We start from the raw sequence: 25,517 nt of genomic DNA on the forward strand, positions 1-25,517 counted from the left end.
AGGAGGTTTCGCATGACCCCGCTCCGCACCGCTCTCATTGGGGCTGGGGCGATAGGCGCCGTCCATGCCCAGCGCATCCGTGCGAGCCGCGACGCCGAGCTGGTCGGCGTCGCCGACCCGTCTCCCGCCTCGCGGGCCCTGGCCGACGATGCCGGGTGCGCGTGGTCGCCGGACTACGTCGAGCTGCTTGAGTCCCACCGGCCCGAGGCGGCGATCATCGCAGTCCCGAACGCGCTGCACGAGGATGTGGCTCGCGAGTGCATCGGGCGCGGGATTCCCGTGCTGCTCGAGAAGCCGATCGCGGACTCGATCGAGGCCGCCGCGCGCATTGCGGAGGCCTCGGAGGCCACAGGGGTGCCCGTGCTCGTCGGGCACCACCGGCGCCACAGCCCGGACATGCTCACGGCCCGCAGGGTCGTCGCCGAAGGCGAGCTCGGACGCCCGGTCACTGCCAACGGAATGTGGATGGCCAAGAAGCCGGACGATTACTTCGAGGCCGCATGGCGGCGCGAGCCAGGCGGCGGTCTCTTCCTCATCAACCTGATCCACGAGATCGACTGCCTCCGGTACGTCTTCGGAAACGTGGCCACGGTGCAGGCCATGGCCTCGAACTCCGTGCGCGGCTTCGATGTCGAGGACACGCTCGCGCTCGTGCTGTCCTTCGAGAACGGCGCGCTCGCCACGCTCGTGATGACGGACTCGACGCCGGCTTCGTGGTTCTGGGATGTCGCGTCAGGGCAGGGGATGGCCTTCCCGTATGAAGCGGGGAACAGCTTCTGGTTCGGCGGCACGAAGGCCTCCCTCGCGGTTCCGTCCATGGAGCTGCGCTGGCACGGACCGGGGGAGGACTGGCGGGATCCTGTGCTGCGCAAGACCGTGCCTATCGAGCGCAGCGATTGCTATGCGAACCAGCTCCGGCAGTTCATCGCGGTGGCCCGGGACGGGGCGGAGCCCCTGTGCACGGCGCGCGAAGGGCTGCTCACGCTCGCGACGACGATCGCGGCCCGCGAGGCCGCCGAGACTGGGGCAGGGGTCGACGTCCGACAACTCCTCGCGACCGTCCCCGGGAAGCCCGCCGTCTAGGCCGGGTTCGGGCTGATAGCCAGAGGCCATGACCGCCGCCTCAGGCGACGGAAGTCCTCTTGTGTCCAAGAAGTCCTCTTGAGGGGGACTCACGGACGAGGAAGGGGACTTCCCTCGTCAGCGGCGGAATGCCCGAGGGCCTGCTTGGCCGCGCAGTCCGAGCAGATCCCGAGGTAGGTCACGTCCGCGATCATGATCGTCATCCCGTGGGTGTCGCTCGGCGTGAGGCAGGGCGCGTGGCCGACGGCGCATTCCACGTCCTCGACGCGCCCGCAGCTCGAGCAGATGGCGTGATGATGGTTGTCCCCGACGCGCGTCTCGTACAGCGCGGGGGAGTGCGGCGGCTCGAAGCGGCGCAGCATGCCGAGGTCCGTGAGGTCGCCGAGCACAACGTACACCGACTGCGGCGTGAGCTCGGGGAGCCCCTCCCGCGCGTGGGCGAGGACCACATCGGCCGGGGAGTGCGGGTGGCGTTCGACGGCGTCGAGCACCGCGAGCCGCTGGCGAGTCACCCGTCGCCCGTGCTCACGCAGGGCCGCGGACCAGTCCTCGATCCCGTGCATCGGTTCCATGACCCCATTGAAGCACTTATTTTGACCGAGTCACAATAAGTTGACCCCCTCTGGGGGTGCGGGGCGTGTGACAGGCGGCGCACAGGAGCGCTCGCTACGCTGTGCGCCGGGGGGGCCGCGAGTCCCTGCAACGGGGCTGAGCCCCTCTGCGTGGAAGGAGCTCTTCATGGACGCTGTGGTGCGCATGACGGCGACGCCGCCCAACGCGCTCGCCGTCGCCGGCGGCATCGCGTGCGACGCCTGGTACGCGCTGGCGCGACACGCCGCCGCGCTGGGCGCCCCGCGGATGCCCGGCGCCCCGGCCAACATGACGGGGGCCAGCACGACGGCGGGCGACCCCGCGCGCGCGACGGCCCCCGCCGTCGTCCTCATTCCGGGGATCTATGAACCCGCGGAGTTCATGTCGCCCCTGCGCCGCCAGCTCGAAGCCCGCGGGCACCGCGTCATCGTGCTCCCCGAGCTCGGCTACAACCGCCGCACCATCCCCGACTCCGCGGCCGCCGTCGCCAACCGGCTCCGGGCGCTCGGAGTGCGCGGCGCCGTCGTCGTCGCCCACAGCAAGGGCGGCCTCATCGGGAAGCTGCTCATGACCGCCTATGCGGACGAAGGCCTCGTCACGCGCATGCTCGCGGTCTCCACGCCGTTCGAGGGGGCCCGCTATTCGCGCTACGCTCCCACCCGGCCGCTGCGCTCGTTCCACGCGGGGCACCCGGTCATGGGTTCGCTCGCGAAGAATCTCGAGGCGAATGCGCGGATCGTCTCGGTCGGCGCCGTCGTCGACCCGCTCATCGGACGCACGACGAGGCTCGACGGCGGGCGCAACATCGTGCTGCCCGTCGTCGGGCACTTCCGCATCCTCGCGGACCCCGGCCTCCTTGGGATCGTCGACGACTTCCTCGCAGATGCGGGGGATTCCGGGGAGCAAGCTGGCTGATTCGTTCGTTGAGGGAGCAGGAGGTTCACTGTGCACAACCATCACAACGGACTCAAGACGGCCGCCTTGTTCGGCGTCCTCTGGGCCGTGCTCCTCGGTATCGGAGCGCTCATCGGCGCAGGCACGCGCAGTGCCGCGCCCATCTGGATCTTCGCCGTGATCGGCCTTGCGACGACGGCGTACAGCTACTGGAACAGTGACAGGATCGCGCTCCGGTCCATGCAGGCATACCCCGTCACGGAGGAACAGGCCCCGGGCCTGTACCAGATCGTCCGCGAGCTCTCGCAGCGAGCGAACCAGCCCATGCCGCGCATCTACATCTCGCCGACGCAGGCGCCCAATGCGTTCGCGACCGGGCGCAATCCCCAGCACGCGGCTGTGTGCTGCACGGAGGGGATTCTCCAGATGCTTGACGCGCGCGAGCTCCGCGGCGTGCTCGGGCACGAGCTCATGCACGTCTACAACCGCGACATCCTCACGTCCTCGATTGCGGCGGCCGTCGCGGGCGTCATCACGTCGATCGCCCAGTTCGCGATGTTCTTCGGAGGCGGCGACAGCCGGGACAATCGCAACGCGAACCCGATCGCGCTGCTCATCCTCGCGCTCTTCGCACCGTTCGCCGCGAGCCTCATCCAGCTCGCCATCTCCCGGACCCGCGAGTACGACGCCGACGAGGACGGCTCCCGCCTCACCGGCGACCCGCTCGCCTTGGCCTCCGCGCTCAACAAGATCGACGGTGGGGTGCGGCAGTACCCGCTCCCGCAGGATCAGTCGCTCGTCAACACGTCCCACCTCATGATCGCGAACCCGTTCAAGCGCGGGGGCGGCCTCGCGAACATGTTCTCGACGCATCCGCCCATGGACCAGCGCATAGCGCGGCTCGAGGCGTTGGCCGGCCAGGCTGGGCGCTGACCCCTTCTGGCACGCCCGGGTAGTCTGTCCCGGTGCGAAGTCTGCTGGCCGATATCTCCCCGCTTCAAGAGAGCCCGGACTTCCGTCGCCTCTGGTCTGGCCAGCTGCTGAGCATCCTCGGCGGCCAGCTCACGCTCACCGCCGTGAGCCTTCAGGTCTACGACCTCACGCACTCCAGCTTCAACGTCGGACTTCTGGGCCTCGTCGCGCTCGTGCCGCTCATTGTGGCCGGCCTGTATGGCGGTGCCGTGGTCGACGCCTACGACAGGCGCCTTGTCGCGATCGCGTCGTCCTTGCTCCTGTGGGGAACGAGCGCGCTCATCGCCCTACAGGCGTGGCTCCGGCTCGACAACGTGCCGCTCATCTACGCCCTCGTGGCGTTGCAGGCGCTGGGATCGGGCATCAACCTGCCCGCGCGGAGCGCGATTGTCCCGCGGCTCATTCGGCCCGAGCTCCTCGCAGCGGCGAACTCCCTCAACATGATCACGTTCGGCCTCGGCGGGGCCGCTGGGCCGCTCCTTGCGGGGGCCCTCGTGGCGAGCGTGGGGTATGGGTGGACCTACACCCTCGATGTCCTGGGCTTCACGGTGGCCATGTGGGCGCTCTTCCGGCTGCCGCCGCTCCCGCCCGAGGGCCTCGTGCGGCGCGCGGGCCTCCGCTCGGTCGGCGAAGGGTTCCGATTCCTCGGCACACGCCCCAACATCCGCATGACGTTCCTCATCGACCTCTGTGCGATGGTGTTCGCGATGCCGCGCTCCCTCCTTCCCGCCGTCGCGGCGCTCTCGCTCGGAGGGGGAGCGGCCGTGGCGGGAGCTCTCCTCGGGGCGATCGCAGCGGGGACGTTCCTCGGCGGGCTGTTCTCGGGGCCCGTCGGGCGCGTGCGGTGGCAGGGCCGGGGCGTCCAGATCGCCGTCGTGGCGTGGGGCGCGAGCATCCTCGCGTTCGGCCTCGTTGTGCTCGGCGCCGGGCGTTCTTCGCCGGGCGGTGCGACGTGGTGGGTCGTGCCCGCGCTCGCGTGCATGATCCTCGCGGGGGCCGCCGATTCCGTGAGTGCCGCCCTCCGCTCGACGATCCTGCAGGCCGCCACGCCTGATGCGATGCGCGGCCGCCTTCAGGGCGTATTCACGGTGGTCGTGGCCGGCGGGCCGCGCCTCGGCGATGTGTTCTCGGGCGGCCTGGCGGGGCTGCTCGGCGAGGGGACCGCCGTCGTCGTCGGCGCCCTCGTGTGCGTCGTGCTGGTCGGCGTCCTGCGGCTAGCCCAGCCGCGCTTCGCCCGCTACGACGCGCTGCACCCGGCACCGTAGGGATGGGGTGACGGGGTGGCGATCCCGATCGGGTGCTGCCTGTTCCGCTATGGCAGAGGACCGCGGCCCCCCAGACGGGCGGCCGCGGTCCTCAGGCTGGTTGGCTCTGAGGCCGATTGTCAGCGGAAGTTGACGAACTGAAGGTCGGCCTCGTCGAAGCCCTTGAGGAGGGCGATCGTGGTCTGCAGGTCGTCGCGCGACTTCGAGGAGACGCGGAGTTCGTCGCCCTGGATCTGGGCCTTGACGCTCTTGGGGCCCTCGTCGCGGATGAGCTTCGTGATCTTCTTCGCGTGCTCCTGCGAGATGCCTTCCTTGATGGAGGCCTCGATGCGGTACTCCTTGCCCGAGGCGAACGGGTCGCCTGCGTCGAGCGACTTGAGCGAGATGCCACGCTTGACGAGCTTCGACTGGAAGACGTCGAGAACCGCCTTGACGCGCTCCTCCGAGTTCGCCTTCATGAGGATCTTCTCGCCGCTGAAATCGATCTCGGCGCCGACTCCCTTGAAGTCGTACCGCTGCGCGACTTCCTTCTGCGACTGGTTGAGAGCGTTGGCGACCTCTTGCTTGTCGACCTTGCTCACGACGTCGAACGTCGAATCAGCCATTGCTGCCTCCTGCCATGCCGCGCGCTTGAATCCGGCGGCGCTCGCGATTTTGTCTGGGCCCAAGCCTAGTGCGTTACGGCGCAGCTCCGCTCTGGATCACAGTTCACTCATAGCCGAAGCCCAGCGGGAGCGCATGGAACGGAGAGAGCGTTGTAGCGGACGGAAGCTCTCGAAGGAGGAACGGTGGCGAGACGTCACGGCTCAAGGTCCCAAGGGTCGGCGACCCCGGGCGACGGCGCACGGCGTGCGCGGGCGACGGCGCGGGCGGTGGTCGGCGGGGTCGCGGCGGCCGCCGGTGGGGTCGTCGCCGCGACGTTCGCGGCGGGCATCGTCATGACCCCGGCCCAGGCCCCGACGGCTAGGCTCGGCGCGATCCACGACGACCTCCAGCGCGCCGTCTCTCTGCGTCAGATCACGCCCGAACAGGCCGCGATGTTCGAGGCCAAGCTCGAGCGTGAGATCTTCGGTTCGGGCTCGGACTCGTCCTCTCAGGCGTAACAGTGGAGCGCGTCGGCTTCGATTCGACTGGTGGCCCGATGTTCTGTAAGGTTGTCTTGCTCGCCCAGCGGAACGAGGCTCAGGCCCGGCCCGTTGTGTGTGCTCGGCAGATTACCCGAGCGGCCAAAGGGGGCTGACTGTAAATCAGCTGGCATTGCCTACGGGGGTTCGAATCCCTCATCTGCCACTTTGTGAAACTGCACCACGGGAACACCCCCGGTCTTCTGGCCGGGGGTGTTCTGCGTCCCCGCACTGGTGCCGCGTCCCCCCAGCTGTGCCGCGGACCCGCAACTGTGCCGCGGACCCGCACTGGTGCCGCGGACCCGCGGCCCAATTGCGAGGAAGGGCGCCCGATGCGCTTCCCGCTCCGCCTAATCCCCCGTGATCTCCCTCTCATCAGATTGAACTTAGGCACCCTAACATTTAGGATTCCTAAGTATGAACGACCAGGAGCTCGCTGACCTCGCGGAACGCTATCGCCGCACGCTCCGTCTCGCCGTCTTCGTGTCCCGTCGCTTCGACGCCGCCACGGGGCTCAGCACCACGCAGACCACGATCCTCAACATGCTCGCGGACGAGGGCCTCCGGATGGGCGCGATCGCCGAGAACCTCGGAGTCCGCGTCCCGTCCGCCACCGAGCAGGTGGGCCGCCTCGAGCGGGCCGGGCTCGTCGAACGGCGCGCCGACCCCACGGACGCACGCGCCGTCGTCGTCCATCGGACCGCGGCCGGGGACGATGCCGCCGCCGACGCCAACCGCCGCCGCACGGCCCGCATGGTCGCCGCCTTCAGCGGCCTCGACCCCGACGAGCTCGAGGCCCTCCGCGCCGCGCTGCCCGTCATGGACAAGATCAACGAGCGCCTCCACACGCTCTCGAACCTCAAGGAGAACATCGTATGACTGCCGAGACCGCAGTCCACACCACCCTCGAGGCCGAAAAGGCCTCCTTCTTCCGCCAGCCGAAGGCCGTCTGGGCGACGGCGGCAGCCGCTGTCTTCGCGTTCATGGGCATCGGCCTCGTCGACCCGATCCTCCCCGCGATCGCGGCCAACCTCAAGGCGACGCCGAGCGAGGTCTCGCTCCTCTTCACGAGCTACTTCCTCGTGACGGCGATCGCGATGCTCGTCACGGGCTTCGTCTCGTCCCGCATCGGCGGCAAGAAGACGCTCCTGGCCGGGCTCGCCCTCATCGTCGTGTTCGCATCGCTCTCGGGCACGAGCAACTCCGTGTGGCAGCTCGTGGACTTCCGCGCGGGCTGGGGCCTCGGCAACGCGCTCTTTGTCGCGACGGCGCTTGCGGTGATTGTGGGCGTCGCGTCGGGCGGAACGTCGACGGCGATCATCCTCTACGAGGCCGCGCTCGGCCTCGGCATCTCGCTCGGCCCGCTCCTCGGCGCCCTCCTCGGCGGCTGGCAGTGGCGGGCGCCGTTCTTCGGCACGGCCACGCTCATGGCTGTCGCGTTCATCGCGCTCATCACGATGCTCCCCAAGACCCCCGCCCCCGCGCAGAAGACCAAGCTCAGCGCCCCGATCCGCGCGCTCGGCCACGCGGGCCTGCGGACGACGGCGGGAAGCGCCTTCTTCTACAACTTCGGCTTCTTCACGGTGCTCGCCTTCACGCCGTTCATCCTCGGCATGAACGCCTACGGCATCGGCGCCGTCTTCTTCGGCTGGGGCGTCGCCCTCGCGCTCACGTCCGTGTTCGTCGCCCCGCCGCTCCAGGCCCGCTTCGGCGACGTCAAGGTCCTCGCGGCCATGCTCACACTCCTCGCCCTCGACCTTGTGGGCCTCGGCATCGCCGCCGCCGCGCACTCGGTGCCTGCCGTCGTCGTCCTCGTGATCGCGGCCGGCGCGTTCCTGGGCGTCAACAACACCGTGTACACGGAGCTCGCGATGGGCGTCTCCGACTCGCCGCGGCCCGTGGCGAGCGCGGGGTACAACTTCGTGCGCTGGATGGGCGGCGCGCTCGCACCGTACATTGCGGCGAAGCTCGGCGAGGATTTCGGTGCGCCGGTGCCGTTCTTCGTCGCGGCCGTCGCGCTCGTCGTGGCGCTCGTGATCGCCGTCGCCGGCAGGGTCTACCTCACGGAGCACGAGCCCGCAGCGGTCTGACCTCGCAGCCGCCCGGGAATGAACCCCGGGCCGAGGCCGTTGACCATATGACCGGTTGCTAGACCCGAGGAGTTCGTTCATGGCTACCAGGAACATCACCGGCGAGCAGTTCGCCGAGACCATCGAGGACAACGACATCGTCCTTGTCGACTTCTGGGCTTCGTGGTGCGGCCCGTGTCGCCAGTTCGCCCCGACGTACGAGGCCTCGTCCGAGAAGCACCCGGACGTCGTCTTCGCGAAGGTCGACACGGAGGCCGAGCAGGTGCTCGCCGCCCAGGCGAACATCACGTCGATCCCGACGCTCATGGCGTTCCGCGAGAAGGTTCTCGTCTTCTCGCAGCCCGGTGCCCTTCCGCCCGCGGCGCTCGAACAGGTGATCACCGCGGTCAAGGGCCTCGACATGGAGGACGTCCACCGCAAGGTCGCCGAGGCCCAGGCCTCGCGCGAGAGCTGACCGAAGCACGTTCGACGGCGCCGCCCCCCGTCCGGGAGCGGCGCCGTCGTCGTCTACGGGTTCCCTGCCTCGCGCCCCGTTGCTAGCCTGCTGCCACATGTGATCGACGAGGATCGGGAGGGCCCATGCTGTCGTCCACCGTTGGAGAGACCGACGTCCCGCTGCTCGACGAGACGATCGGGGCCAACTTCGCGAGGGCCGTCGGGCGCTTCGGCGAGCGCGATGCCCTCATCGAGGCGGCGGCCGACGGCGATGCTTCCGCCGCCCGCCGCTGGACGTTCCGCGAGCTCGACGACGACGTCGACCGGCTCGCGCGCGGATTCCTCGCCGCGGGCTTTGCAGAGGGGGAGCGGATCGGCATCTGGAGCCCGAATTGCGCCGAGTGGACGATCCTGCAATACGCGACGGCCAAGATCGGCGCGGTTCTGGTCAACGTGAACCCCGCGTACCGCGCCCACGAGCTCGTGTTCGTCGTGAGGCAGAACGGCATGCGGACGCTCGTCGTCGCGCCGTCGGATCGCACGAGCGACTACGTGGGCATGGCGCGCGAGGCGCTCGCCGAGTGCCCCGACCTGCGCGAGCTCGTGTTCCTGCCGGCTCCCTCGCGGGCAGCGGATGGCGCCTTCGCGGCCGGGGTCCCGGCGTCCGGCGAGGAGACCACGTGGGAAGCCCTCGCCGCCCGCGCGGGGGAGGTCCCGGCGTCGTCCGTCGCGGAGCGCGCGGCGGCCCTCGCGCCCGACGACCCCATCAACATCCAGTACACGTCCGGGACCACCGGCTTCCCCAAGGGCGCGACGCTCACGCACCGGAACATCCTCAACAACGGCTATTCGATCGGCGAGCTGCTCGGGTACACCGAGGAGGATCGCGTGGTGATTCCCGTGCCGTTCTACCACTGCTTCGGCATGGTCATCGGGAACCTCAACGCGTTCTCGCACGGCTGTGCCACGATCCTGCCGGGCCGAGGGTTCAGCCCGGCCGCGACGCTCAAATCCGTCCAGGACTTCGGGGGAACCTCGCTCTACGGGGTGCCGACCATGTTCATCGCCGAGCTAGCCCTCCCGGACTTCTCGTCGTATCGGCTCGACACCCTGCGCACGGGCGTCATGGCGGGCTCGCTGTGTCCCATCGAGGTCATGAAGCGCGTCATCTCGGACATGCACATGGAGGATGTCGCGATCTGCTACGGGATGACCGAGACCTCGCCCGTCTCGACCATGACGCGCCTCGGCGACTCGCTCGCCCAGCGCACCGGGACCGTCGGCCGGACCATGCCGCACCTCGAGATCAAGGTGATCGACGCGGCCGGGGAGACCCTGGAGCGGGGCCAGATCGGCGAGCTGTGCACGCGCGGCTACGCCGTCATGGCGGGCTACTGGGACCAGTCGGACAAGACCGCCGAGGCGATCGACGCCGACGGCTGGATGCACACGGGCGACCTCGCGCGCATGGACGAGGACGGCTACGTGGTGATCGAGGGCCGGATCAAGGACATGGTGATCCGCGGCGGGGAGAACATCTACCCCCGGGAGGTCGAGGAGTTCCTCTTCCAGCATCCGAGCATCCAGGACGTCCAGGTGATCGGCGTCCCCGACGAGAAGTACGGCGAGGAGCTCATGGCGTGCATCATCCTCAAGCCGGGCGCGGAGCTCGTCGACGCGGCTGCCGTCGCCGAGTTCTGCCGCGGGCGGCTCGCGCACTACAAGGTTCCCAAGTACGTGGACATCCGCGAGAGCTTCCCCATGACCGTGTCAGGGAAGGTCCGGAAGGTCGAGATGCGCGAGGAGGCTATCGAGCGGCTCGGGCTGCGGGGGTAGGGGCGCGGCGCGACGTTCTGGTCCGTTTCTTGGGCCGCTCGCGCAGTGTTTGGCAGTGACACGCCGGGTTTCTACCGATTGGGACGAAACAACTGGACGGGAGCGCGGGCTGAGGGTCGACGCTACGTCGCTTTACCGACGAGAACGGAGAACCGGACATGGCAAAGCTCATCGTGAGCGAGAACGTCTCGCTCGACGGAGTCATTCAGGACCCGGCCGGCGATGAAGGCTTCAGCCGCGGAGGCTGGGTCGGACTGATAGCGGCTCACGAGGACCTGGCCAAGGTCGCGCTCAATGAGGCGCTCGGCGCAGAGGCCTTCCTGCTCGGCCGGCGGAGCTACGAGTGGCTGGCCGCACGATGGCCATCCCGGTCCGGCGCCTTGGCGGACAGGCTCAACAGCTTGCCCAAGTACGTCCTGTCCTCCACCCTCGGAGATCCCGCCTGGAACAACTCGACCGTGCTGTCCGGCGATGCTGTGGATGCGGTCTCGAAGCTGAAGCAGACGCTGACAGGGGAAATCGTCGTCGCAGGCAGCTTCCAGCTCCTGCGCACGCTGCTCGAGCACGACCTCGTCGACGAGCTGAGGCTGAAGGTCTTCCCGGTTGTGCTCGGGGCTGGCAACCGTCTCTTCGGCGAGACGAGCGAGAAGAAGCCAATGCGGCTTGTCGACAGCCGAATCCTCGGCGAGGGCATCGCCTTCCTCACCTACGAGCTGGTCCGGGGCTCCTAGCATCCGGCCGCAGAGGAACACGGGCTTGGTCTCAGTGGCCTCGGTGGTCCTGGATCGTCATGCGCGGGCCGTAGCGCGGCGCCCGCACGCCCGCAAGGCCGAGCATTCGCACGACGCGCTGGCGCTGCCCGCGCCATGGTTCGAGGAGTCGGAGCATCCCGGCGTCGTCCGTGCGCTCGCCCGTGAGCGCGTAGCCCACGAATTTTGCGAGGTGGTAGTCGCCCACCGAGATCGAGTCCGGGTCAGCGTGCGTTCGCTGGGTGATCTCCGCGGCGGTCCACACGCCGATGCCCGGAATGGTCTGGAGGCCCGCGGAGGCCTCGGAGGCCGTCTTCGCGGCCAGGCGCTCAAGGCCCGACGCCGAGCGCAGCGCCCGCATGATCGTCGCCGAGCGCTGGGGCCCGACGCCCGCGCGGTGCCACTCCCACGACGGAACGCGGAGCCACTCCGCGGCCGACGGCGGGACGACAAGGCCCGCCGGAGCGGCGCGGCCCGCCCCCGGGGCAGGCGATCCGAAGCGGCGCATGAGGTACCGATATGCTCGGCGGGCCTCGACTCCCGTGACCTTCTGCTCGAGGATTGCGGGCACGAGCTCCTGGGTCACGCGTCCCGTCGCGGGCAGGCGCAGCCCCGGGTTCCGCCGTCGTGCCTCGCGCACGAGGGGAGGCAGAGTCGAGTGGAACGGCTCGGCGTCGAACGCCTCCCATGAGTCGGTGAGCCCGAGGAGCGCGGGCGCGGATTCGATGGCCGACGCCGCCCCCTCGCCCCATGCGCGGGCCCGCAGCTCACGCCGGGCGTGCGTGAGGAGGAGCGACGCCGGGCCCTCGGGCGTGCGGAACGCCGTCCATAGCCCGGCGGGGTGGGCCGCGAAGGCGGGGTCGCCGTCGCCCCTCTGAAGTGGGAAGCACGTCGCGGCGAGGGAATAGTGCTCGGGGGCCTCCCAGACGTCTTCGGCGTCTGGCTTCCCTGACGCGCCTTCGGACGCGGCCGATGCGGCGCGCGCGAACGGGGGAGCCAAGGTCACCCGAGCATCATGTCACGGCCCGGCGACAATTCCCCGGCACCTCACAGATGCAGACCCTTGACGCCCTTGGGGCGCCCCCGAAGAATCGCCGTAGGGCGCGCATCCGACGCTCGGTCCCCCCACCGACGGAAGGCAACACCATGGCTGGACAAGTTGTGCACTTCGAGATTCCCGCAGACGATTCGACCCGCGCAGGCTCGTTCTACTCCGAGGCCTTCGGCTGGAACCTCATGCCGGTCCCCGGGATGGACTACACGATGGTCGGCACGACTCCGTCGAACGAGATGGGTGCCCCGACGGAGCCGGGGGCCATCAACGGCGGCATGTACACGCGCAACGAGCAGTTCCCGCAGTCGCCCGTGGTCACGGTCGACGTCGAGGACATCGATGCGGCCCTCGCCAAGATCGAGTCCCTCGGCGGGAGCACCGTCTCGCCGAAGATCCCGGTGGGCGAGATGGGCTTTGCTGCCTACTTCAAGGACACGGAGGGCAACACTCTGGGCCTGTGGCAGAACGCTGCCCCGCCCGCGGCCGAGTAGCCGAGAGGTCTAGCGGAAATTCCGGCTCGAGGTCTTCGCCCGCAGCGGCAGGGCCTCGAGCCGGTCCGCGACAAGGTTCGTGACGCCTTCCTTCGACCGCTCGAGCAGACCGCGGACGATCATCGCCCCCGCGCTCTGCGCCACCCTCCGGTAGCGGGTCCAGACGCCGATGCTGCACACGATGTTGAGGATCCCCGTCTCGTCCTCGAGGTTCATGAACGTGATGCCCTGAGCCGTCTGCGGCCGCTGACGGTGCGTCACGATCCCCGCGACCTCGATCCGGGTTCCGTCCTCCGCCGCGCGCAGGGAGTCGATGCGCAGGACGCCGCGGGCGTCGAGCGCCTCGCGGGCGTGCCGCACGGGGTGGTCGTCGGTCGCGACGCCCGTGGCCCACAGGTCGTAGGCCACGGCCTCCTCGTCGCTGAGCTCGGGCAGGAGGGGAGGCTGGACGAACGGCTGCGTCCCCGGCAGCTGGCCCGGCCGCTCGAGCGCCGCGGCTCCGGCCCGCCACAGGGCCTCGCGGCGCGTGAGCCCGAGGGAGTCGAGGGCCCCGGCCGAGGCGAGCGATTCGAGCTGCTCGGCACTCAGGCCCGTCCGCCGCGAGAGCTCGGCGAGCTCCCGGAAGGGGCCGTTGGCCTCGCGCTCGGCGACGATCCGCTCGGCGAGGTCCTTCCCGATACCCGTGACGCTCGAAAGCCCCATCCGCACGGCGCGGGACGCGTCGCGTCGGTGAGCGGCGCCGTCGTCCGGAGCCTCCGGATCGAAGCCCCCGACCTCGGGCTGGAAGATATTGAGGCACGCATCGAGCCCGCGGGGCTCGCCGGAAGGGGCGACGACGTCCGGCCCCTCGCCCGCGAGAGGTTCCAGGCACGCGTCCGCCTGCGAGCGGAGGATGTCCGGGCGCAGCACGGTCACGCCGTGTCGGCGCGCGTCCGCGACGAGCGTCTGCGGCGAGTAGAAGCCCATGGGCTGCGCCCGCAGGAGCGCCGCGAGGAACGCCCCCGGGTAGTGGAGCTTGAGCCACGAGCTCGCATACACGAGCACGCCGAAGGCGATCGAATGCGACTCGGCGAAGCCGAAGTCCGCGAACGCGGCGATCTGGGTGTAGATCGCCCTCGCCTCGTCGTGGCTCAGCCCGTTCGCGGCCATGCCCGCGAAGAGCTTCTCTCGCAGGCTCCCGATGCGTTCGACGCCGCGCTTGGACCCCATCGCGCGGCGCAGCAGGTCCGCGTCCTCGGCGCTGCAGCCGCCGATCGCCATGGCCATCTGCATGACCTGCTCCTGGAACAGGGGGACGCCGAGCGTGCGCTTGAGCACGGGTTCGAGGAGCGGGTGAGGATAGGCCTCCTTCTCCTCGCCCGCTCGACGCCGGATATACGGGTGCACGGCCCCGCCCTGGATGGGTCCAGGCCGGATGAGCGCGATCTCGACGACGAGATCGTAGAAGCTGCGCGGTCGGAGCCTCGGGAGCGTGCTCATCTGAGCACGGGACTCGACCTGGAACACGCCCACCGAGTCGGCCCGGCACAGCATGTCGTAGACCGCAGGCTCTTCCTTCGGGATGTCCTCGATGCGCCAGCGCTCGCCGAAATGCTCGTCCACGAGGTCGAAGCAGTACTGGAGCGCCGCGAGCATGCCGAGGCCCAGGAGGTCGAACTTGACGAGGCCCATCCACTCGCAGTCGTCCTTGTCCCACTGCAGCACCGTGCGGTTCTCCATGCGCGCGTGCTCGATCGGCACGACCTCGCCCACGGGCCGTTCCGTGAGCACCATGCCGCCCGAGTGGATCCCGAGGTGCCGCGGCGCTCCCAGGATCTCCCGCGCGAGGGCCACGACGCGCGGGGGGATGCGGTCGTCGTCGCCTGGAGGGGCCGTGGCTGAGGTGCCGGTGGCACCTTGGGCGCGTGCGCCGTCGTCGTTCGCGGCGTCGCCCGCCTCGGCCTCGGCCCCGGTCTCGGCGGCCTCGGCCGCGAGCCCGTCCCATCGATCGAGCCGCTTGGACCACGCGTCCTGCTGGCCCTGGCTGTAGCCGAGGGCCTTCGCGACGTCCCGCACGGCGTTCTTGGGCCGATAGCTCACGACGTTCGCGACCTGCGCTGCGTTCCCCCGCCCGTACACCTCGTAGACGTGCTGGATGACCTCCTCTCGCCGATCCGAATCGAAGTCGACGTCGATGTCCGGCTCCTCTTCGCGCAGGCTCGAAAGGAAGCGCTCGAACGGCAGCCTGTACCGGATGCTGTCCACGGCCGTGATACCGAGGAAGTAGCACACGGCCGAATTGGCGGCCGAACCGCGGCCCTGGCACAGGATGCCTCGGCCCTTCGCGAACTGGACGATCTCGTAGACGATGAGGAAGTAGCCGGGGAAGTCCTTCTTCTCGATCACCGCGAGCTCCTGCTCGACCCGTTGGCGGACCTCCTCGGGGGAAGCCGTGCTCCTCCACTGACCGCCGGGCATGCCGTAGCGTTCGACGATGCCGCGGTCCACGAGCTCGCGCAGATAGGACATGGGCGTATGCCCGTCCGGGACCTTCTGCTTGGGCAGCTTCGGCCGGGCCGCCCGGAGCGGGAACGCGAGCTCGTCGGCGAAGCGCACGGTGTTCTCGACCGCGCCCGGATAGCGAGCGAAGCGCCGCGCCATTTCCGCCCCGCTGCGCAGATGAGCGCCGTCGCTCGCGGGGAGCCAGCCGTCGAGCTCGTCGAGGCTCCTCCGCGCCCGCACGGCGGCGACGGCGGTCGCGAGCGGATGCCGGGAGGGCTCGGCGTAGTGCACGGCGTTCGTCGCGACCGTCGGAAGGCCGAGCCGCGCGGCGATCGACGCGAGCGCGTCGTTGTGCGCGCTGTCGAGCGGGTTGCCGTGGTCGAAGAGCTCGACGACGACGGCGTCCCACCCGAAGCGGTCCGCGAGCTCCCGGAGCGCGCGGGCAGCCGCGGCCTTCCCTCCCGTCGCGAGGGCGCGCCGGACGGCGCCTTTGCGGCAGCCCGAGAGCACGAGGCAATGGCCCTGCAGCCGCTCCGTGAGGTCGTCGAGCTTGTAGACGGGGCGGCCCTTTTCCGCACCTCCCGCGAGCTGGGCGGCCGTGATCGCCCCGGCGAGCCGGTGATAGCCCTCCTCGCCGCGCGCGAGGACGAGCAGATGCTCGCCTTCCGGGTCCGCGACCCCGTTCTGCGGGCCGCCGAGGCCGAGGGAGAGCTCGGCGCCGAACACGGTCTTGAGCCCATACGCCTCCGCGGCCTCCGCGAGACGGACGACGCCGTAGAAGCCGTCATGATCCGTGATCGCGAGGGCGTGGAGGCCGAGCCGGACCGATTCCTCGACGAGTTCCTCGGGGGCCGAGGCCCCGTCGAGGAAGCTGTAGTGCGAATGCGCATGGAGTTCGGCGTACGGGACGGTGGGTGGGGCTGGCTCGGGGACCGAAACGGACGACGACGCGCGCTCGCCTCCCGATGCTGCCTCGCCGCTCGGGGCGGCGGCGGGGGCACCTGGCGCGTCGGGAGAGCCTGGGGCGCCTGCTGAGTCTGGGGCGCCTGCCGAGCTTGGGGCGCCTGCTGAGCTTGGGGCGCCTGCTGAGTCTGGGGCGCCTGCCGAGCTTGGGGCGCCTGCTGAGCTTGGGGCGCCTGCTGAGCCTGGGGCGCCTGCTGAGCCCGGGGTGCCTGCTGAGCTTTGGGTGCCTGCTGAGCCTGGGACAAGGGGCAGCGGGATGTACGGGCCGCGCTTCCGCGTCCACGCGGGGCTGTCCCCGCCGTCGTGCAGTTCTGGGGCGCGGCCGGTGCCGGTCCGTGGCGTCCCGGTTCGAGGCGCTCCGGTCCGAGGGGTCCCCGTTGAAGGGGTCTGGGACCGGCCCTTCCTGCCCGCCCCGGCCTTTCCAGCGGCTGCGCCGGCCTTCCCGGCGCCCGCCCCAGTTCCAGTGGCCGGCTCGGACGAGGCCTCGCTCGTGGGGAGCGTGACCTCTTTCCCCTCAAGGATGTCGTGGAGCTGCTGCCACGGTATTGGCGGGTTGTTCCAGCCCATTCGTGCCTCCTGGGCTCTTATCCGGTGCGAACCCGCTCAATCGGTGCTGGGCAGCACCGGTTATGCGGGTCCGGGCCGGGCATATCTCAGTCGTAGCGGGCCTCGGCCCGCCAGGCCCCTTCTTCGCCGAGGAGGAGCCAGGCCTCGCCGTCGTCGTCGAGGATCTGGAACCGCTCGGCGTGGCGGCTCTGATCGGCGTCCCACCATCGCTGCCGCAGCGGCCACGGGCCAGCCCAGCTTCGGACCCTTCTGCGGTCCTCACGGGGGCCGGGGCGGAACCACGTGGGCGGTGCCACGAGATCTCCCCGGGGCCCGACGCGGACGGTGGACCCGGCGTCGTCGACGAGTTCCACGGGGAGCGGCTCGGGGAACACCGTGGCCGGGAGCGGCTCGGGGACCGTCCCGGGCCAGGGCTGAGTGGAGAGGGCCGCAGTGCCCGACGGCGGCGCCTCGCCCCACGGGAGCAGGAGGCAGCGCTCGGCGAGGAGTCGGCCCCCGCTCGCGACCGGGTGCAGCACCGAGCCGTGCCCGAGCATGCTCTGGAGACGGCGGAGACCGTGGTCGAGCCGCTCGTCGACGCCCCCGAAGAGGGCCTGCCCACGGCGCCCGAGCTGGTCGGTGCGTTCGGGCGTGAGGCGGATCTGCACGACGGGAGCGGCCAGGCCGTCGCCTGTCGAACGCCAGGTGGTCCTCGGCACGTGCGCGCGAGGATCGGTGGGACCGGACTGGAGCTGCCAGCGGACGCGGTCCACGACGTCGTTCGCGCCGAAATGCTGCGGGTGCCCCCAACAGCGCTCGGAGCGCTGGTCGGCGTCGTCCGTGATCTGGACGCGCAGCTCTGTGCACGCGAGCCCCTGGAGCCTCAGCCCCTCGACGAAGTCCTCGGCTGTGGGCCGCACGGCGAAGGCGATCTGGTCCACACGGTCGAGCCCGGGCTCGAAGTCTGCGACGCGATCGAGGGGCGGGGGCGGCACTCGGGGCGTCACGGCCCGCGCGTCGTGCCCTTGGGCCCGCGCGTGGGCTTCGAGGCCTTCAGCCCCGAAGCGCGAGCGGACGTCCGACGGTGGGAGGGCCGCGAAGTCCCCGAGGGTTCGGATCCCGAGGCGGATGAGCAGCGAGCCGAGCTGGGGATCGCCGAGGACGCTCACCGGCAGCGGCGCGAGGAATGCGGGCGAGGCGCCCGCAGCGAGCACCAGCAGGGGAGAGAGCTCGTCCGCCCTGCGTGCCGCCTGTTCCGCCGCGAAGACGGAATCGGCGATCCCCGCGCGGGCCTCGAGCCCGAGCCGTGAGGCCGCCTCGAGGGCCGCGCCCCCGGCGGCCTCCTCGCTCCCGTAGTAGCGCGCGGCGCCGCGCGCTCGCAGCGCGCAGAGCCCCGGCCGGAGCACCTGGACTCCTGGGAGCGCTTCGTCGAAGCGGAGGAGCGTGGGTTCGAACTCGCGGGCGTCCCGGGCGGCGTCGGCCGGTGCGACGACGAGCGCGGGGCAGCGCGACTGGGCCTCCCGCAGACGGAGTCCCCGGACGACGCCCGCGTTCCTCGCCTCCGCCGAGCACACCGCGACGCGCCCCTTCTCCATGACGGCAGCGGGAACCCGGTCGGGAAGCTCGCCCGCGAGCTGGGCGGCGACGAGCGGCCAGTCCGGGAACCAGACGACGAGGGCGCGTGTCACGCCGTTCCCGGAGCCGCTCACGGCCAGCCCCCCGCAGCCGGGCGCGCGGCACCCGTGCGGAGCGCGACGACGTCCGGCGCGCTGAGGTCGACGACGGCGCTGCGGGCCAGGCCGCGCTGCGTGAGCTCGAGGTCCACGCGGTGTCGTGAGAGATGCCCATAGCCCTCGCCGAGGCCCTCCCAGCTCGTGCCGCGCATCCGCAGGACGGCCTCGCTCTGGGGCCATGGCCCGAGGACGAGGAGCGTCCCGGCCCGCTCGCGCAGCCGCGACCCGAGCTTCGCGGCCTCGCCGGGCGCCACGCGCCCCGGGCCCTGGGCGAGGAGGAGCGGCAGGACGTCGGCGAGGGCCGCGACGACGGGGAACCAGTGCTCCCCGGGATCGGGGACGAGCACGAGCCGGTCGAGGGCGATGCCGAAGCCCGCGGCGGCCTCGGCGCCGAAGTCCGGGAATCCGACGGCTCCGCACCACTGTCCCTCGGACGAGGCGCCCGCGAGCAGGGCCATGGCCACGGAGAGCGGAACGTCGAGCGAGTACGCCGTGCCGCCGCGCAGGCCCGACGGCAGGAGCGGGGCGAAGCACGGGAGCACGGGGTACGAGCCCTCGCGGTTGCGCCGCCCCTGGAGCACGTGGATGCGTTCCTGCAGCTCCTCGAGCGTGCCCGCACCAGAAGGTGTGGGGGGCAGCGTGGGGAGAGGCAGAGACATACCTCTATTTTCGAAAGTATGTTCGATTAAGTCAACCTGCTGAAGTGTCGGTTCGGAGAAATCATCGTGCTACGCGAGGCTTCGCGCGAGACGCCCCGCAACGGCCCCAGCGGATAGAGTTGGGGGCGTGAAATACGCCAACTCCGTCGTCGAGCTCATCGGGCACACGCCGCTGGTCAAGCTGCAGAAGGTGACTGAGGGCATCAAGGCGACGGTCCTCGTCAAGCTCGAGTACCTCAACCCCGGCGGCTCCATCAAAGACCGCATTGCCCTCAAGATGATCGAGGAGGCGGAGCGCTCCGGCCAGCTCGAGCCCGGCGGGACGATCGTCGAGCCGACGAGCGGCAACACGGGCGTTGGCCTGGCCCTCGTCGGCCAGCAGAAGGGCTACAAGTGCATCTTCGTCGTGCCGGACAAGGTCGGCGAGGAGAAGCGCGCGGTGCTCGAGGCCTACGGCGCCGAGGTCGTCGTGACCCCGACGGCGGTCCCGCCCGAGTCGCCCCAGTCCTACTACGGCGTCTCCGACCGGCTCGTCCGCGAGATCGCGGGCGCGTTCAAGCCGGACCAGTTCTCCAACCCCGGCGCCCCCGCGAGCCACTACGAGACCACGGGGCCCGAGATCTGGGCCGACACGGACGGCAAGATCACCCACGTCGTCATCGGCGCGGGCACGGGCGGCACGATCACCGGAACGGGCCGCTACCTCAAGGACGTCTCGAAGGAGCGGCCCGAGTCCGACGGCGGCCAGGTCAAGGTCATCGGCGCCGATCCCGAGGGATCGGTGTACTCGGGCGGCAGCGGCCGGCCGTACTTCGTCGAGGGCGTCGGCGAGGACATGTGGCCCGCGAACTACGACAAGGCCGTCCCCGACGATGTCCTCGCCGTGAGCGACGCCGACTCGTTCGCCATGACCCGCCGCCTTGCGCGCGAGGAGGGCCTCCTCGTGGGCGGGTCGTCGGGCATGGCCGTCGTTGCGGCCCTGCGTGTGGCGCGGGACCTGCCCGAGTCCGCGGTCGTCGTCGTCATCCTCCCGGACAGCGGGCGGGGCTACCTCGCCAAGATCTTCAACGACGACTGGATGCGCTCGTACGGCTTCCTGCCCGGCGAGTCCGAGGCGACGATTGGGGACATCCTGCGCGGCAAGGACGGCAAGCTCCCGGACCTCGTCCATACGCATCCCAACGAGACGGTGCGCGACGTCATCGACATCATGACCGAGTACGGCGTGAGCCACCTCCCGATCCTCTCGAACGAGCCGCCGGTCGTCATGGGCGAGGTGCTCGGCGCCGTCGACGAGCGCACCCTCTCGGCGAAGCTCTTCAGCGGCGAGGCCAAGCTCACCGACAAGATCTCGCAGCACATGGGCCCGAGGCTGCCCGTCATCGGCTCGCTCGAGAGCCAGGCGACTGCGCGCAAGATGCTCTCCCACGAGGATGCCCTCATGGTGACGTTCGTCGGCGCGCCGATCGGCATCGTCACGCGCCACGATCTCCTGGCCAGTCTGAACAAGTAGAGGAGCGCAGCATGAGCGAGAACAGCGCGGAAACGCACAGCACAGGCTTCAACACCCGCGCCGTCCACGCGGGCCAGGCGTTCGAGCCCCGCACGGGAGCGGTCGTCCCGCCCCTGCACTTCAGCTCGACCTACGCCCAGGACGGCATCGGCGGCCTGCGCTCGGGCTACGAGTACGGCCGTGGCGGCAACCCGACCCGCGACGCCCTCCAGGAGCAGCTCGCCGCCCTCGAAGGCGGCCGCCACGCGTTCTCGTTCGGCTCGGGCCTCGCGGCCGAGGACGGGCTCATCCGGGCCCTGTGCTCGCCCGGGGACCGGATCGTGCTCGGCAACGACGCGTACGGCGGCACCTACCGCCTCATCAACCGGGTGCTCGGCGGCTGGGGGATCAAGAACAAGCCCGTCGACATGTCCGCGCTCGACGGCGTGCGCGCGGCCGTTGCGCAGGGCGCCCGGCTCGTGTGGGTCGAGACGCCGTCCAATCCGATGATGAAGATCACGGATATCGCCGCGCTCGCCGAGATCGCGCACGACGGCGGGGCCCTCCTCGTCGTCGACAACACCTTCGCGTCGCCCTACCTCCAGAACCCGCTCGCCTTGGGTGCGGACATCGTCGTGCACTCGACGACGAAGTACATCGGCGGGCATTCCGACGTCGTCGGGGGCGCCGTCGTCGTGAACGACGACGAGCTCGCCGAGAAGATCGGCTTCGTCCAGTTCGCGGTAGGTGCCGTGTCCGGACCCATGGACGCGTTCCTCACGACGCGCGGGCTCAAGACCCTCGGCGTGCGCATGGAGCGCCACTCGGACAACGCGCAGAGGATCGCCGAGTGGCTCGTGGGCCGCCCCGGCGTCGAGAAGGTGCTCTACCCGGGCCTTCCGGACCACCCCGGGCACGAGCTCGCGGCCAGGCAGATGCGGCGCTTCGGCGGCATGATCTCGGTTCAGTTCTCGGGCGGCGAATCCGCGGCGCGCAAGGTCGCGGAGTCCACGACCCTGTTCACGCTCGCGGAGTCGCTCGGCGGGATCGAGTCCCTCATGAACTACCCGTCGGAGATGACGCACGCGTCGGTGAAGGGGACCGAGCTCGCCGTCCCAGAGAACCTCGTCCGCCTCTCCGTGGGCATCGAGGACGCGGACGATCTCATCACCGACCTCGACGAGGCCATCAGCCGACTCTGACGCTTCCACCACCGCCCGAGTTTTCCCCTCCCACCCGCCCCGAGTTTCCCCCTCCCACCGCCCGAACCAACCTGAGAGGACCCCGAACGATGCCGTCGTCGCCCTCGACCGCTTCCGCCTGGACCAAGGCGCCCTGGTTCAAGCCCGCCGCGATCGCCGTCGGCGCGATCATCGTGCTGGGGCTGCTCGTGCTGCTGGCCCGATGGCTGCGCAGCACCGAGGCGATCGCGCAGTTCATCGCGACCTATCCCGGCCACGCGTCGCTCCCGTCGGACGCGCCGACCGGCCTCCCGGCGTGGCTCAACTGGCAGCACTTCTTCAACATGTTCTTCGTCGTGCTCATCGTGCGCTCGGGACTGCAGGTCCGGTTCACGACGCGGCCGCAGGGCTACTGGAAGCGCAACAACAAGGGCCTCATCAAGACCAAGGGCCAGCCCAAGAAGATCAGCCTCGACCTGTGGCTCCACCTCACGCTCGACGCCCTCTGGGTGCTCAATGGGCTCATCTACGTGATCCTGCTGTTCTCCACGGGGCAGTGGAAGCGGATCGTCCCGACGGGCTGGGACGTGTTCCCGCATGCGGTCTCGGTGGTCATCCAGTACGCCTCGCTCGACTGGCCGCTCGAGAACGGCTGGGTCAACTACAACGCCCTCCAGCTGCTCGCGTACTTCGTGACCGTGTTCATCGCGGCCCCGCTCATGATCCTCACGGGTCTCCGCACGTCCGGCGCCTGGCCGGCCAAGGCCCCGCGCCTCAACAAGGTGTACCCGATCGAGGCGGCCCGGGCGCTGCACTTCCCGATCGCGATCTACTTTGTCGCGTTCGTCGTCGTGCACGTCTTCCTCGTGCTCACCACGGGTGCGCTGCGGAACCTCAACCACATGTTCGCCTCGAACGACGGCGAGGGCTGGTGGGGCTTCGGACTCTTCGCGGCCGCGATCGTCGTCATCGTCGCGGCGTGGTTCCTCGCGCGGCCGCTCTTCCTACGGCCGGTCGCGTCGCTTATGGGATCCGTGACCCGGAACTGATCCCGGCCCGCTCGTAGCCGCGCAGCTGCTCCGAGGTGATGTACCAGTCCCCGGCCACCTCGGTGCAGGTGAGCGCGGCGTCTCCCGCGAGGTCGAGCAGGGTGCCGTCCGTCGTGACGCCCGAGACGGACCAGTCGAGGATGATCTCGCCGCAGCCGCCCATCTCGGTGATGCTCCTGAAGGAGATCCCGATCGGGAGGCCGAGCCGTGCCCGGTCGACTGCCGCGTCGTCGGGCGTCGCCTCGAAGCGGACCTTGCCGACGACGAGCACGAGCACTGCCGTCGGGACGTAGAGCGAGCGCAGCGCCCTGGCGTCCCCTTGGGCGAGGGCGTGTTCGAGCGCCGTACACAGGCCTTCGAGTGATCGTCCGGCCATGGCCAAATCCTTCCCGCTTGAGGCGCGCTTTGCGCCTCCTGCCAAGGGAGAGCCGCCTGCCCCGCGACTATGACGCGAAACCCGCCGCCTCCCAACGATTGGCCAGATCCCACCCAACCCGTGGCCACGCCCACGCACCCGTGGCCGCCTCCGCGGTGTGCAAGCATGGTCACATGCCGCAGCGCGCGCCGCTCTTTCCCGCCCCCGAGCACCGTCTCGGGCTCGCGCAGCTCGGAATGCTCGACCGCCGTCGTACGCTCTGGGGGCTCGCCCTCGCGGTTGTCCTGCCGAGCGCCGTCGAGGCGATTGTCGTCGCGAGCGGGTACCACAACGTCGCGATGACGATGCTCGTCCAGCTCGCCGCCGCGGTTGCGGTCGCCGTTGTCGGCGGGCTGTGGCCCGCGGCGTTCGCGGCGGTCGTCGGCGCCGTCCTTCTCAACTACTTCTCGGTCGATCCGATCGGGAGCTTCCACATCGCGGACCCTCAGGTCGTCGGCGAGCTCGCGATCTTCCTCGCGGTCGCGTGTGCCGTCGGGGTCGCGGTCGGCGCCGCGACCCGCCGCTACGAGCAGGCGACGCGCGCCCAGTCCGACGCGCGCGCGATGGCCGAGCTCGCGCGGGGGATGCTCGGATCGGGTGGGAGCCTCGAGGACTTCCTCGAGCGCGTGCGCGCTGCGCTCGGCCTGCGCGCCGTGACGCTCCTCGACCGCCGTGAGCCTGGCACGCCCCTCGAGGTCGGCCCCGGGTGGGAGGTCGTCGCGAGCGCCGGCAAGGCGCCGCCGGTGACGCTGCCGGCCGCCGACGACGTCGTCGTCGCCGACGAGGACTACACCCTTCTCGCGGGCGGCCGCGCCCTCGAACCGGCCGAGCGCCGCATGATGGAGGCGTTCGGCGCCTACCTCGTCGCGATCCGCCAGGGCCGCCAGCTCGCCTCGAGCCGCGAGGCCAACCGTCGCCTTGAGGAGGGGAACAAGATTCGCACATCGATCCTCCGAGCCGTCTCCCACGACCTGCGGACCCCGCTTTCCGGGATCAAGCTGAGCGTGAGCAGCCTGCGCCAGCCGGGCGTCGACTTCGCGCCCGAGGACCGGGCCGAGCTCCTGGCCACGATCGAGGACTACACGGACAGGCTCTCCGTGCTCGTCGGGAATCTGCTCGACATGTCGCGCATCTCGGCGGACAGCGTCACCCCGCTCCTGAGGCCCGTGCGCTGGCGCGAGGGCATCCCGTCATGGCCCGGGGACGTCGCGGCCCGCATCGAGGACCGCGTTGCCGACGGCGGCCCCACGGTCGTCGCCGACCCGGTGCTTCTCGAGCGCATCGTCGCGAACCTTGTCGAGAACGCCGTCAAACATGCGCCCGACTCGCCCATCGAGCTCGAAGCCGGGTTCGGCGAGCCGGGCCCCGATGGCGGCGGCACGGGCGAACTGAGGGTCATCGACCACGGAGCCGGCATCCCGCCCGAGCAGCTTTTCGCGGTCTTCAGCCCGTTCCAGCGCGTGAGCGATTCGGGCGGGCAGGCGAGCGGCATCGGGCTCGGGCTCGCCGTCGCGAAGGGTTTTGCCGAGGCGATGGGCGGGGGAATCGTTGCCCAGCGGACGCCCGGCGGGGGGCTCACGATGCGGGTCGTGCTTCCGCTCGCGGAGCACGACGGCGGCTCCCTCCTCGGCGGCCCGGTGCGCGAGAGCGCGGACGACGGCGGCGCCCCCGCTCCGGCGGGAAGCGCGCCGTGACGCGCGTGCTCGTCGTCGAGGACGAGGCCCAGATCGCGCGCGCCCTCCAGATCAACCTGCGCGTGCACGGCTACGAGGCCGTGACGGCACCCTCGGGCGAGGCGGCCCTCGCGGCGGCGGCGGAGACGCCCGCGGACATCGTCGTCCTCGATCTTGGACTCCCCGGCATGGACGGCGTCGAGGTCATCCGCCGGCTGAGAGAGTGGTCGTCGGTCCCGATCATCGTGCTCTCGGCCCGGCACGGCGCCGAGGACAAGGTCGAGGCCCTCGACGCGGGCGCGGACGACTATGTGACGAAGCCGTTCGGGCTCGAGGAGCTCATGGCCCGCCTCCGCGCGGCGGCGCGGCGCGGCACGACGAGGCCCGAGGCGCCGCGCGTCCAGACGCGCGACTTCGCCGTCGATCTCGCGGCCCGCCGCGCGTCCCGGGACGGGAAGGACGTGCGCCTCACGCCCACGGAATGGAGCATCCTCGCGGTGCTCGTCCGCCAGCCGGGCACCCTCGTGACGCAGCGCGAGCTCCTCATGCAGGTCTGGGGTCCCGCGTATGCGAAGGAGAGCCAGTACCTGCGCGTGTACATGGCGCAGCTGCGCCGCAAGCTCGAGCGGGATCCGTCGAATCCGCGCCACCTCAAGACCGAGGCGGGGATCGGGTATCGCTTCGATCCGTGACCGGGCGCTCAAGCCTGCGTGCGCCGCGGACAGGGATCCCGTGTGGTCC

The 25,517-nt window shown here is 70.5% G+C and carries 23 protein-coding genes and 1 tRNA gene; 17 read left to right on the plus strand and 7 right to left on the minus strand.

The annotated features are described in order from the left end of the window. The first annotated feature begins 12 nt into the window (after window positions 1–12). On the plus strand, window positions 13–1,083 hold the full coding sequence (locus tag RBS12_RS05275; protein ID WP_307965030.1) for a Gfo/Idh/MocA family oxidoreductase: 1,071 nt from the start codon (window positions 13–15) through the stop codon (window positions 1,081–1,083). Window positions 1,084–1,172: 89 nt separating this feature from the next. On the opposite strand, the gene RBS12_RS05280 is transcribed toward RBS12_RS05275, so the two are convergent. Beyond that, the gene (locus RBS12_RS05280; RefSeq protein WP_307965031.1) at window positions 1,173–1,655 is read right to left on the minus strand and encodes a Fur family transcriptional regulator; all 483 of its coding nucleotides are present in this window, start codon (window positions 1,653–1,655) and stop codon (window positions 1,173–1,175) included. A gap of 166 nt (window positions 1,656–1,821) precedes the next feature. Between RBS12_RS05280 and RBS12_RS05285 the strand changes: the two genes are divergently transcribed. The 3 genes from RBS12_RS05285 to RBS12_RS05295 are packed head-to-tail and all read left to right on the plus strand — an operon-like array spanning window position 1,822 to window position 4,805. Then, window positions 1,822–2,589, plus strand: coding sequence for an alpha/beta hydrolase (locus RBS12_RS05285; RefSeq protein ID WP_307965032.1), 768 nt, complete (start codon window positions 1,822–1,824; stop codon window positions 2,587–2,589). A 30-nt stretch (window positions 2,590–2,619) separates the two neighbouring features. Continuing rightward, window positions 2,620–3,501, plus strand: coding sequence for a zinc metalloprotease HtpX (htpX, locus tag RBS12_RS05290; protein WP_307965033.1), 882 nt, complete (start codon window positions 2,620–2,622; stop codon window positions 3,499–3,501). 32 nt (window positions 3,502–3,533) lie between these two features. Beyond that, on the plus strand, window positions 3,534–4,805 hold the full coding sequence (locus tag RBS12_RS05295; RefSeq protein WP_307965034.1) for an MFS transporter: 1,272 nt from the start codon (window positions 3,534–3,536) through the stop codon (window positions 4,803–4,805). A 119-nt stretch (window positions 4,806–4,924) separates the two neighbouring features. Here the strand turns inward: RBS12_RS05295 and RBS12_RS05300 are convergent, their stop codons facing one another. Next, a complete protein-coding gene (locus RBS12_RS05300; protein WP_307965035.1) occupies window positions 4,925–5,410 on the minus strand; it encodes a YajQ family cyclic di-GMP-binding protein in 486 nt (161 codons plus the stop codon). A 183-nt stretch (window positions 5,411–5,593) separates the two neighbouring features. Here RBS12_RS05300 and RBS12_RS05305 point away from each other — a divergent pair, with 183 nt between their 5' ends. The 7 genes from RBS12_RS05305 (at window position 5,594) to RBS12_RS05335 (ending at window position 11,021) form a co-directional block, all read left to right on the plus strand. Next, window positions 5,594–5,908 (plus strand): hypothetical protein, encoded by a 315-nt coding sequence (locus RBS12_RS05305; RefSeq protein ID WP_307965036.1) that lies wholly within the window; start codon window positions 5,594–5,596, stop codon window positions 5,906–5,908. A gap of 105 nt (window positions 5,909–6,013) precedes the next feature. Then, window positions 6,014–6,095: transfer RNA gene (locus RBS12_RS05310), tRNA-Tyr, on the plus strand. A gap of 251 nt (window positions 6,096–6,346) precedes the next feature. Beyond that, complete coding sequence (locus tag RBS12_RS05315) at window positions 6,347–6,808, plus strand: MarR family transcriptional regulator (protein ID WP_307965037.1); 462 nt, start codon at window positions 6,347–6,349, stop codon at window positions 6,806–6,808. Next, the gene (locus RBS12_RS05320) at window positions 6,805–8,019 is read left to right on the plus strand and encodes an MFS transporter (RefSeq protein WP_307965038.1); all 1,215 of its coding nucleotides are present in this window, start codon (window positions 6,805–6,807) and stop codon (window positions 8,017–8,019) included. The genes RBS12_RS05315 and RBS12_RS05320 overlap by 4 nt, the downstream gene beginning before the upstream one ends. A gap of 79 nt (window positions 8,020–8,098) precedes the next feature. After that, entirely contained in the window at window positions 8,099–8,473 is a 375-nt protein-coding gene (gene trxA, locus RBS12_RS05325; protein WP_307965039.1) for a thioredoxin, read from the plus strand. A gap of 125 nt (window positions 8,474–8,598) precedes the next feature. After that, window positions 8,599–10,290 (plus strand): AMP-binding protein, encoded by a 1,692-nt coding sequence (locus RBS12_RS05330; protein ID WP_307965040.1) that lies wholly within the window; start codon window positions 8,599–8,601, stop codon window positions 10,288–10,290. Between the two features lie 158 nt (window positions 10,291–10,448). Further along, window positions 10,449–11,021 (plus strand): dihydrofolate reductase family protein, encoded by a 573-nt coding sequence (locus tag RBS12_RS05335; protein WP_307965041.1) that lies wholly within the window; start codon window positions 10,449–10,451, stop codon window positions 11,019–11,021. 31 nt (window positions 11,022–11,052) lie between these two features. On the opposite strand, the gene RBS12_RS05340 is transcribed toward RBS12_RS05335, so the two are convergent. Next, window positions 11,053–12,045 carry a 3-methyladenine DNA glycosylase gene (locus RBS12_RS05340; RefSeq protein WP_307965042.1) on the minus strand — a complete coding sequence of 331 codons (993 nt, stop codon included), beginning with the start codon at window positions 12,043–12,045 and terminating at the stop codon, window positions 11,053–11,055. A 140-nt stretch (window positions 12,046–12,185) separates the two neighbouring features. On the opposite strand from RBS12_RS05340, the gene RBS12_RS05345 reads away from it, so the two are divergent. Beyond that, window positions 12,186–12,584, plus strand: coding sequence for a VOC family protein (locus tag RBS12_RS05345; RefSeq protein ID WP_307965043.1), 399 nt, complete (start codon window positions 12,186–12,188; stop codon window positions 12,582–12,584). Between the two features lie 9 nt (window positions 12,585–12,593). Here RBS12_RS05345 and RBS12_RS05350 read toward each other — a convergent pair whose 3' ends face one another. The 3 genes from RBS12_RS05350 to RBS12_RS05360 form a co-directional block, all read right to left on the minus strand. Continuing rightward, entirely contained in the window at window positions 12,594–16,595 is a 4,002-nt protein-coding gene (locus tag RBS12_RS05350) for an error-prone DNA polymerase (RefSeq protein ID WP_307965044.1), read from the minus strand. 86 nt (window positions 16,596–16,681) lie between these two features. Next, window positions 16,682–18,283 (minus strand): DNA polymerase Y family protein, encoded by a 1,602-nt coding sequence (locus RBS12_RS05355; protein WP_307965045.1) that lies wholly within the window; start codon window positions 18,281–18,283, stop codon window positions 16,682–16,684. Continuing rightward, window positions 18,280–18,966 (minus strand): hypothetical protein, encoded by a 687-nt coding sequence (locus RBS12_RS05360; protein ID WP_307965046.1) that lies wholly within the window; start codon window positions 18,964–18,966, stop codon window positions 18,280–18,282. The genes RBS12_RS05355 and RBS12_RS05360 overlap by 4 nt, the downstream gene beginning before the upstream one ends. Window positions 18,967–19,093: 127 nt before the next feature. On the opposite strand from RBS12_RS05360, the gene RBS12_RS05365 reads away from it, so the two are divergent. The 3 genes from RBS12_RS05365 (at window position 19,094) to RBS12_RS05375 (ending at window position 22,688) form a co-directional block, all read left to right on the plus strand. Further along, window positions 19,094–20,479 (plus strand): cystathionine beta-synthase, encoded by a 1,386-nt coding sequence (locus tag RBS12_RS05365; protein ID WP_307965047.1) that lies wholly within the window; start codon window positions 19,094–19,096, stop codon window positions 20,477–20,479. A gap of 11 nt (window positions 20,480–20,490) precedes the next feature. After that, window positions 20,491–21,660, plus strand: a complete 1,170-nt coding sequence (locus RBS12_RS05370; RefSeq protein WP_307965048.1) for a cystathionine gamma-synthase — start codon at window positions 20,491–20,493, stop codon at window positions 21,658–21,660. A gap of 89 nt (window positions 21,661–21,749) precedes the next feature. Then, complete coding sequence (locus RBS12_RS05375; RefSeq protein ID WP_307965049.1) at window positions 21,750–22,688, plus strand: cytochrome b/b6 domain-containing protein; 939 nt, start codon at window positions 21,750–21,752, stop codon at window positions 22,686–22,688. On the opposite strand, the gene RBS12_RS05380 is transcribed toward RBS12_RS05375, so the two are convergent. Further along, complete coding sequence (locus RBS12_RS05380; RefSeq protein ID WP_307965050.1) at window positions 22,663–23,064, minus strand: hypothetical protein; 402 nt, start codon at window positions 23,062–23,064, stop codon at window positions 22,663–22,665. The two genes, RBS12_RS05375 and RBS12_RS05380, sit on opposite strands and share 26 nt — an antisense overlap. Window positions 23,065–23,237: 173 nt before the next feature. Between RBS12_RS05380 and RBS12_RS05385 the strand changes: the two genes are divergently transcribed. Both RBS12_RS05385 and RBS12_RS05390 read left to right on the plus strand, forming a co-directional pair. Beyond that, window positions 23,238–24,797 (plus strand): ATP-binding protein, encoded by a 1,560-nt coding sequence (locus RBS12_RS05385; protein ID WP_307965051.1) that lies wholly within the window; start codon window positions 23,238–23,240, stop codon window positions 24,795–24,797. Beyond that, window positions 24,794–25,468 carry a response regulator gene (locus tag RBS12_RS05390; RefSeq protein WP_307965052.1) on the plus strand — a complete coding sequence of 225 codons (675 nt, stop codon included), beginning with the start codon at window positions 24,794–24,796 and terminating at the stop codon, window positions 25,466–25,468. Before RBS12_RS05385 ends, RBS12_RS05390 begins: the two co-directional genes overlap by 4 nt. Window positions 25,469–25,517: the final 49 nt, after the last annotated feature.

The organism is Sinomonas sp. ASV322, assembly GCF_030908245.1.
In the GTDB taxonomy this organism is placed as follows: domain Bacteria; phylum Actinomycetota; class Actinomycetes; order Actinomycetales; family Micrococcaceae; genus Sinomonas.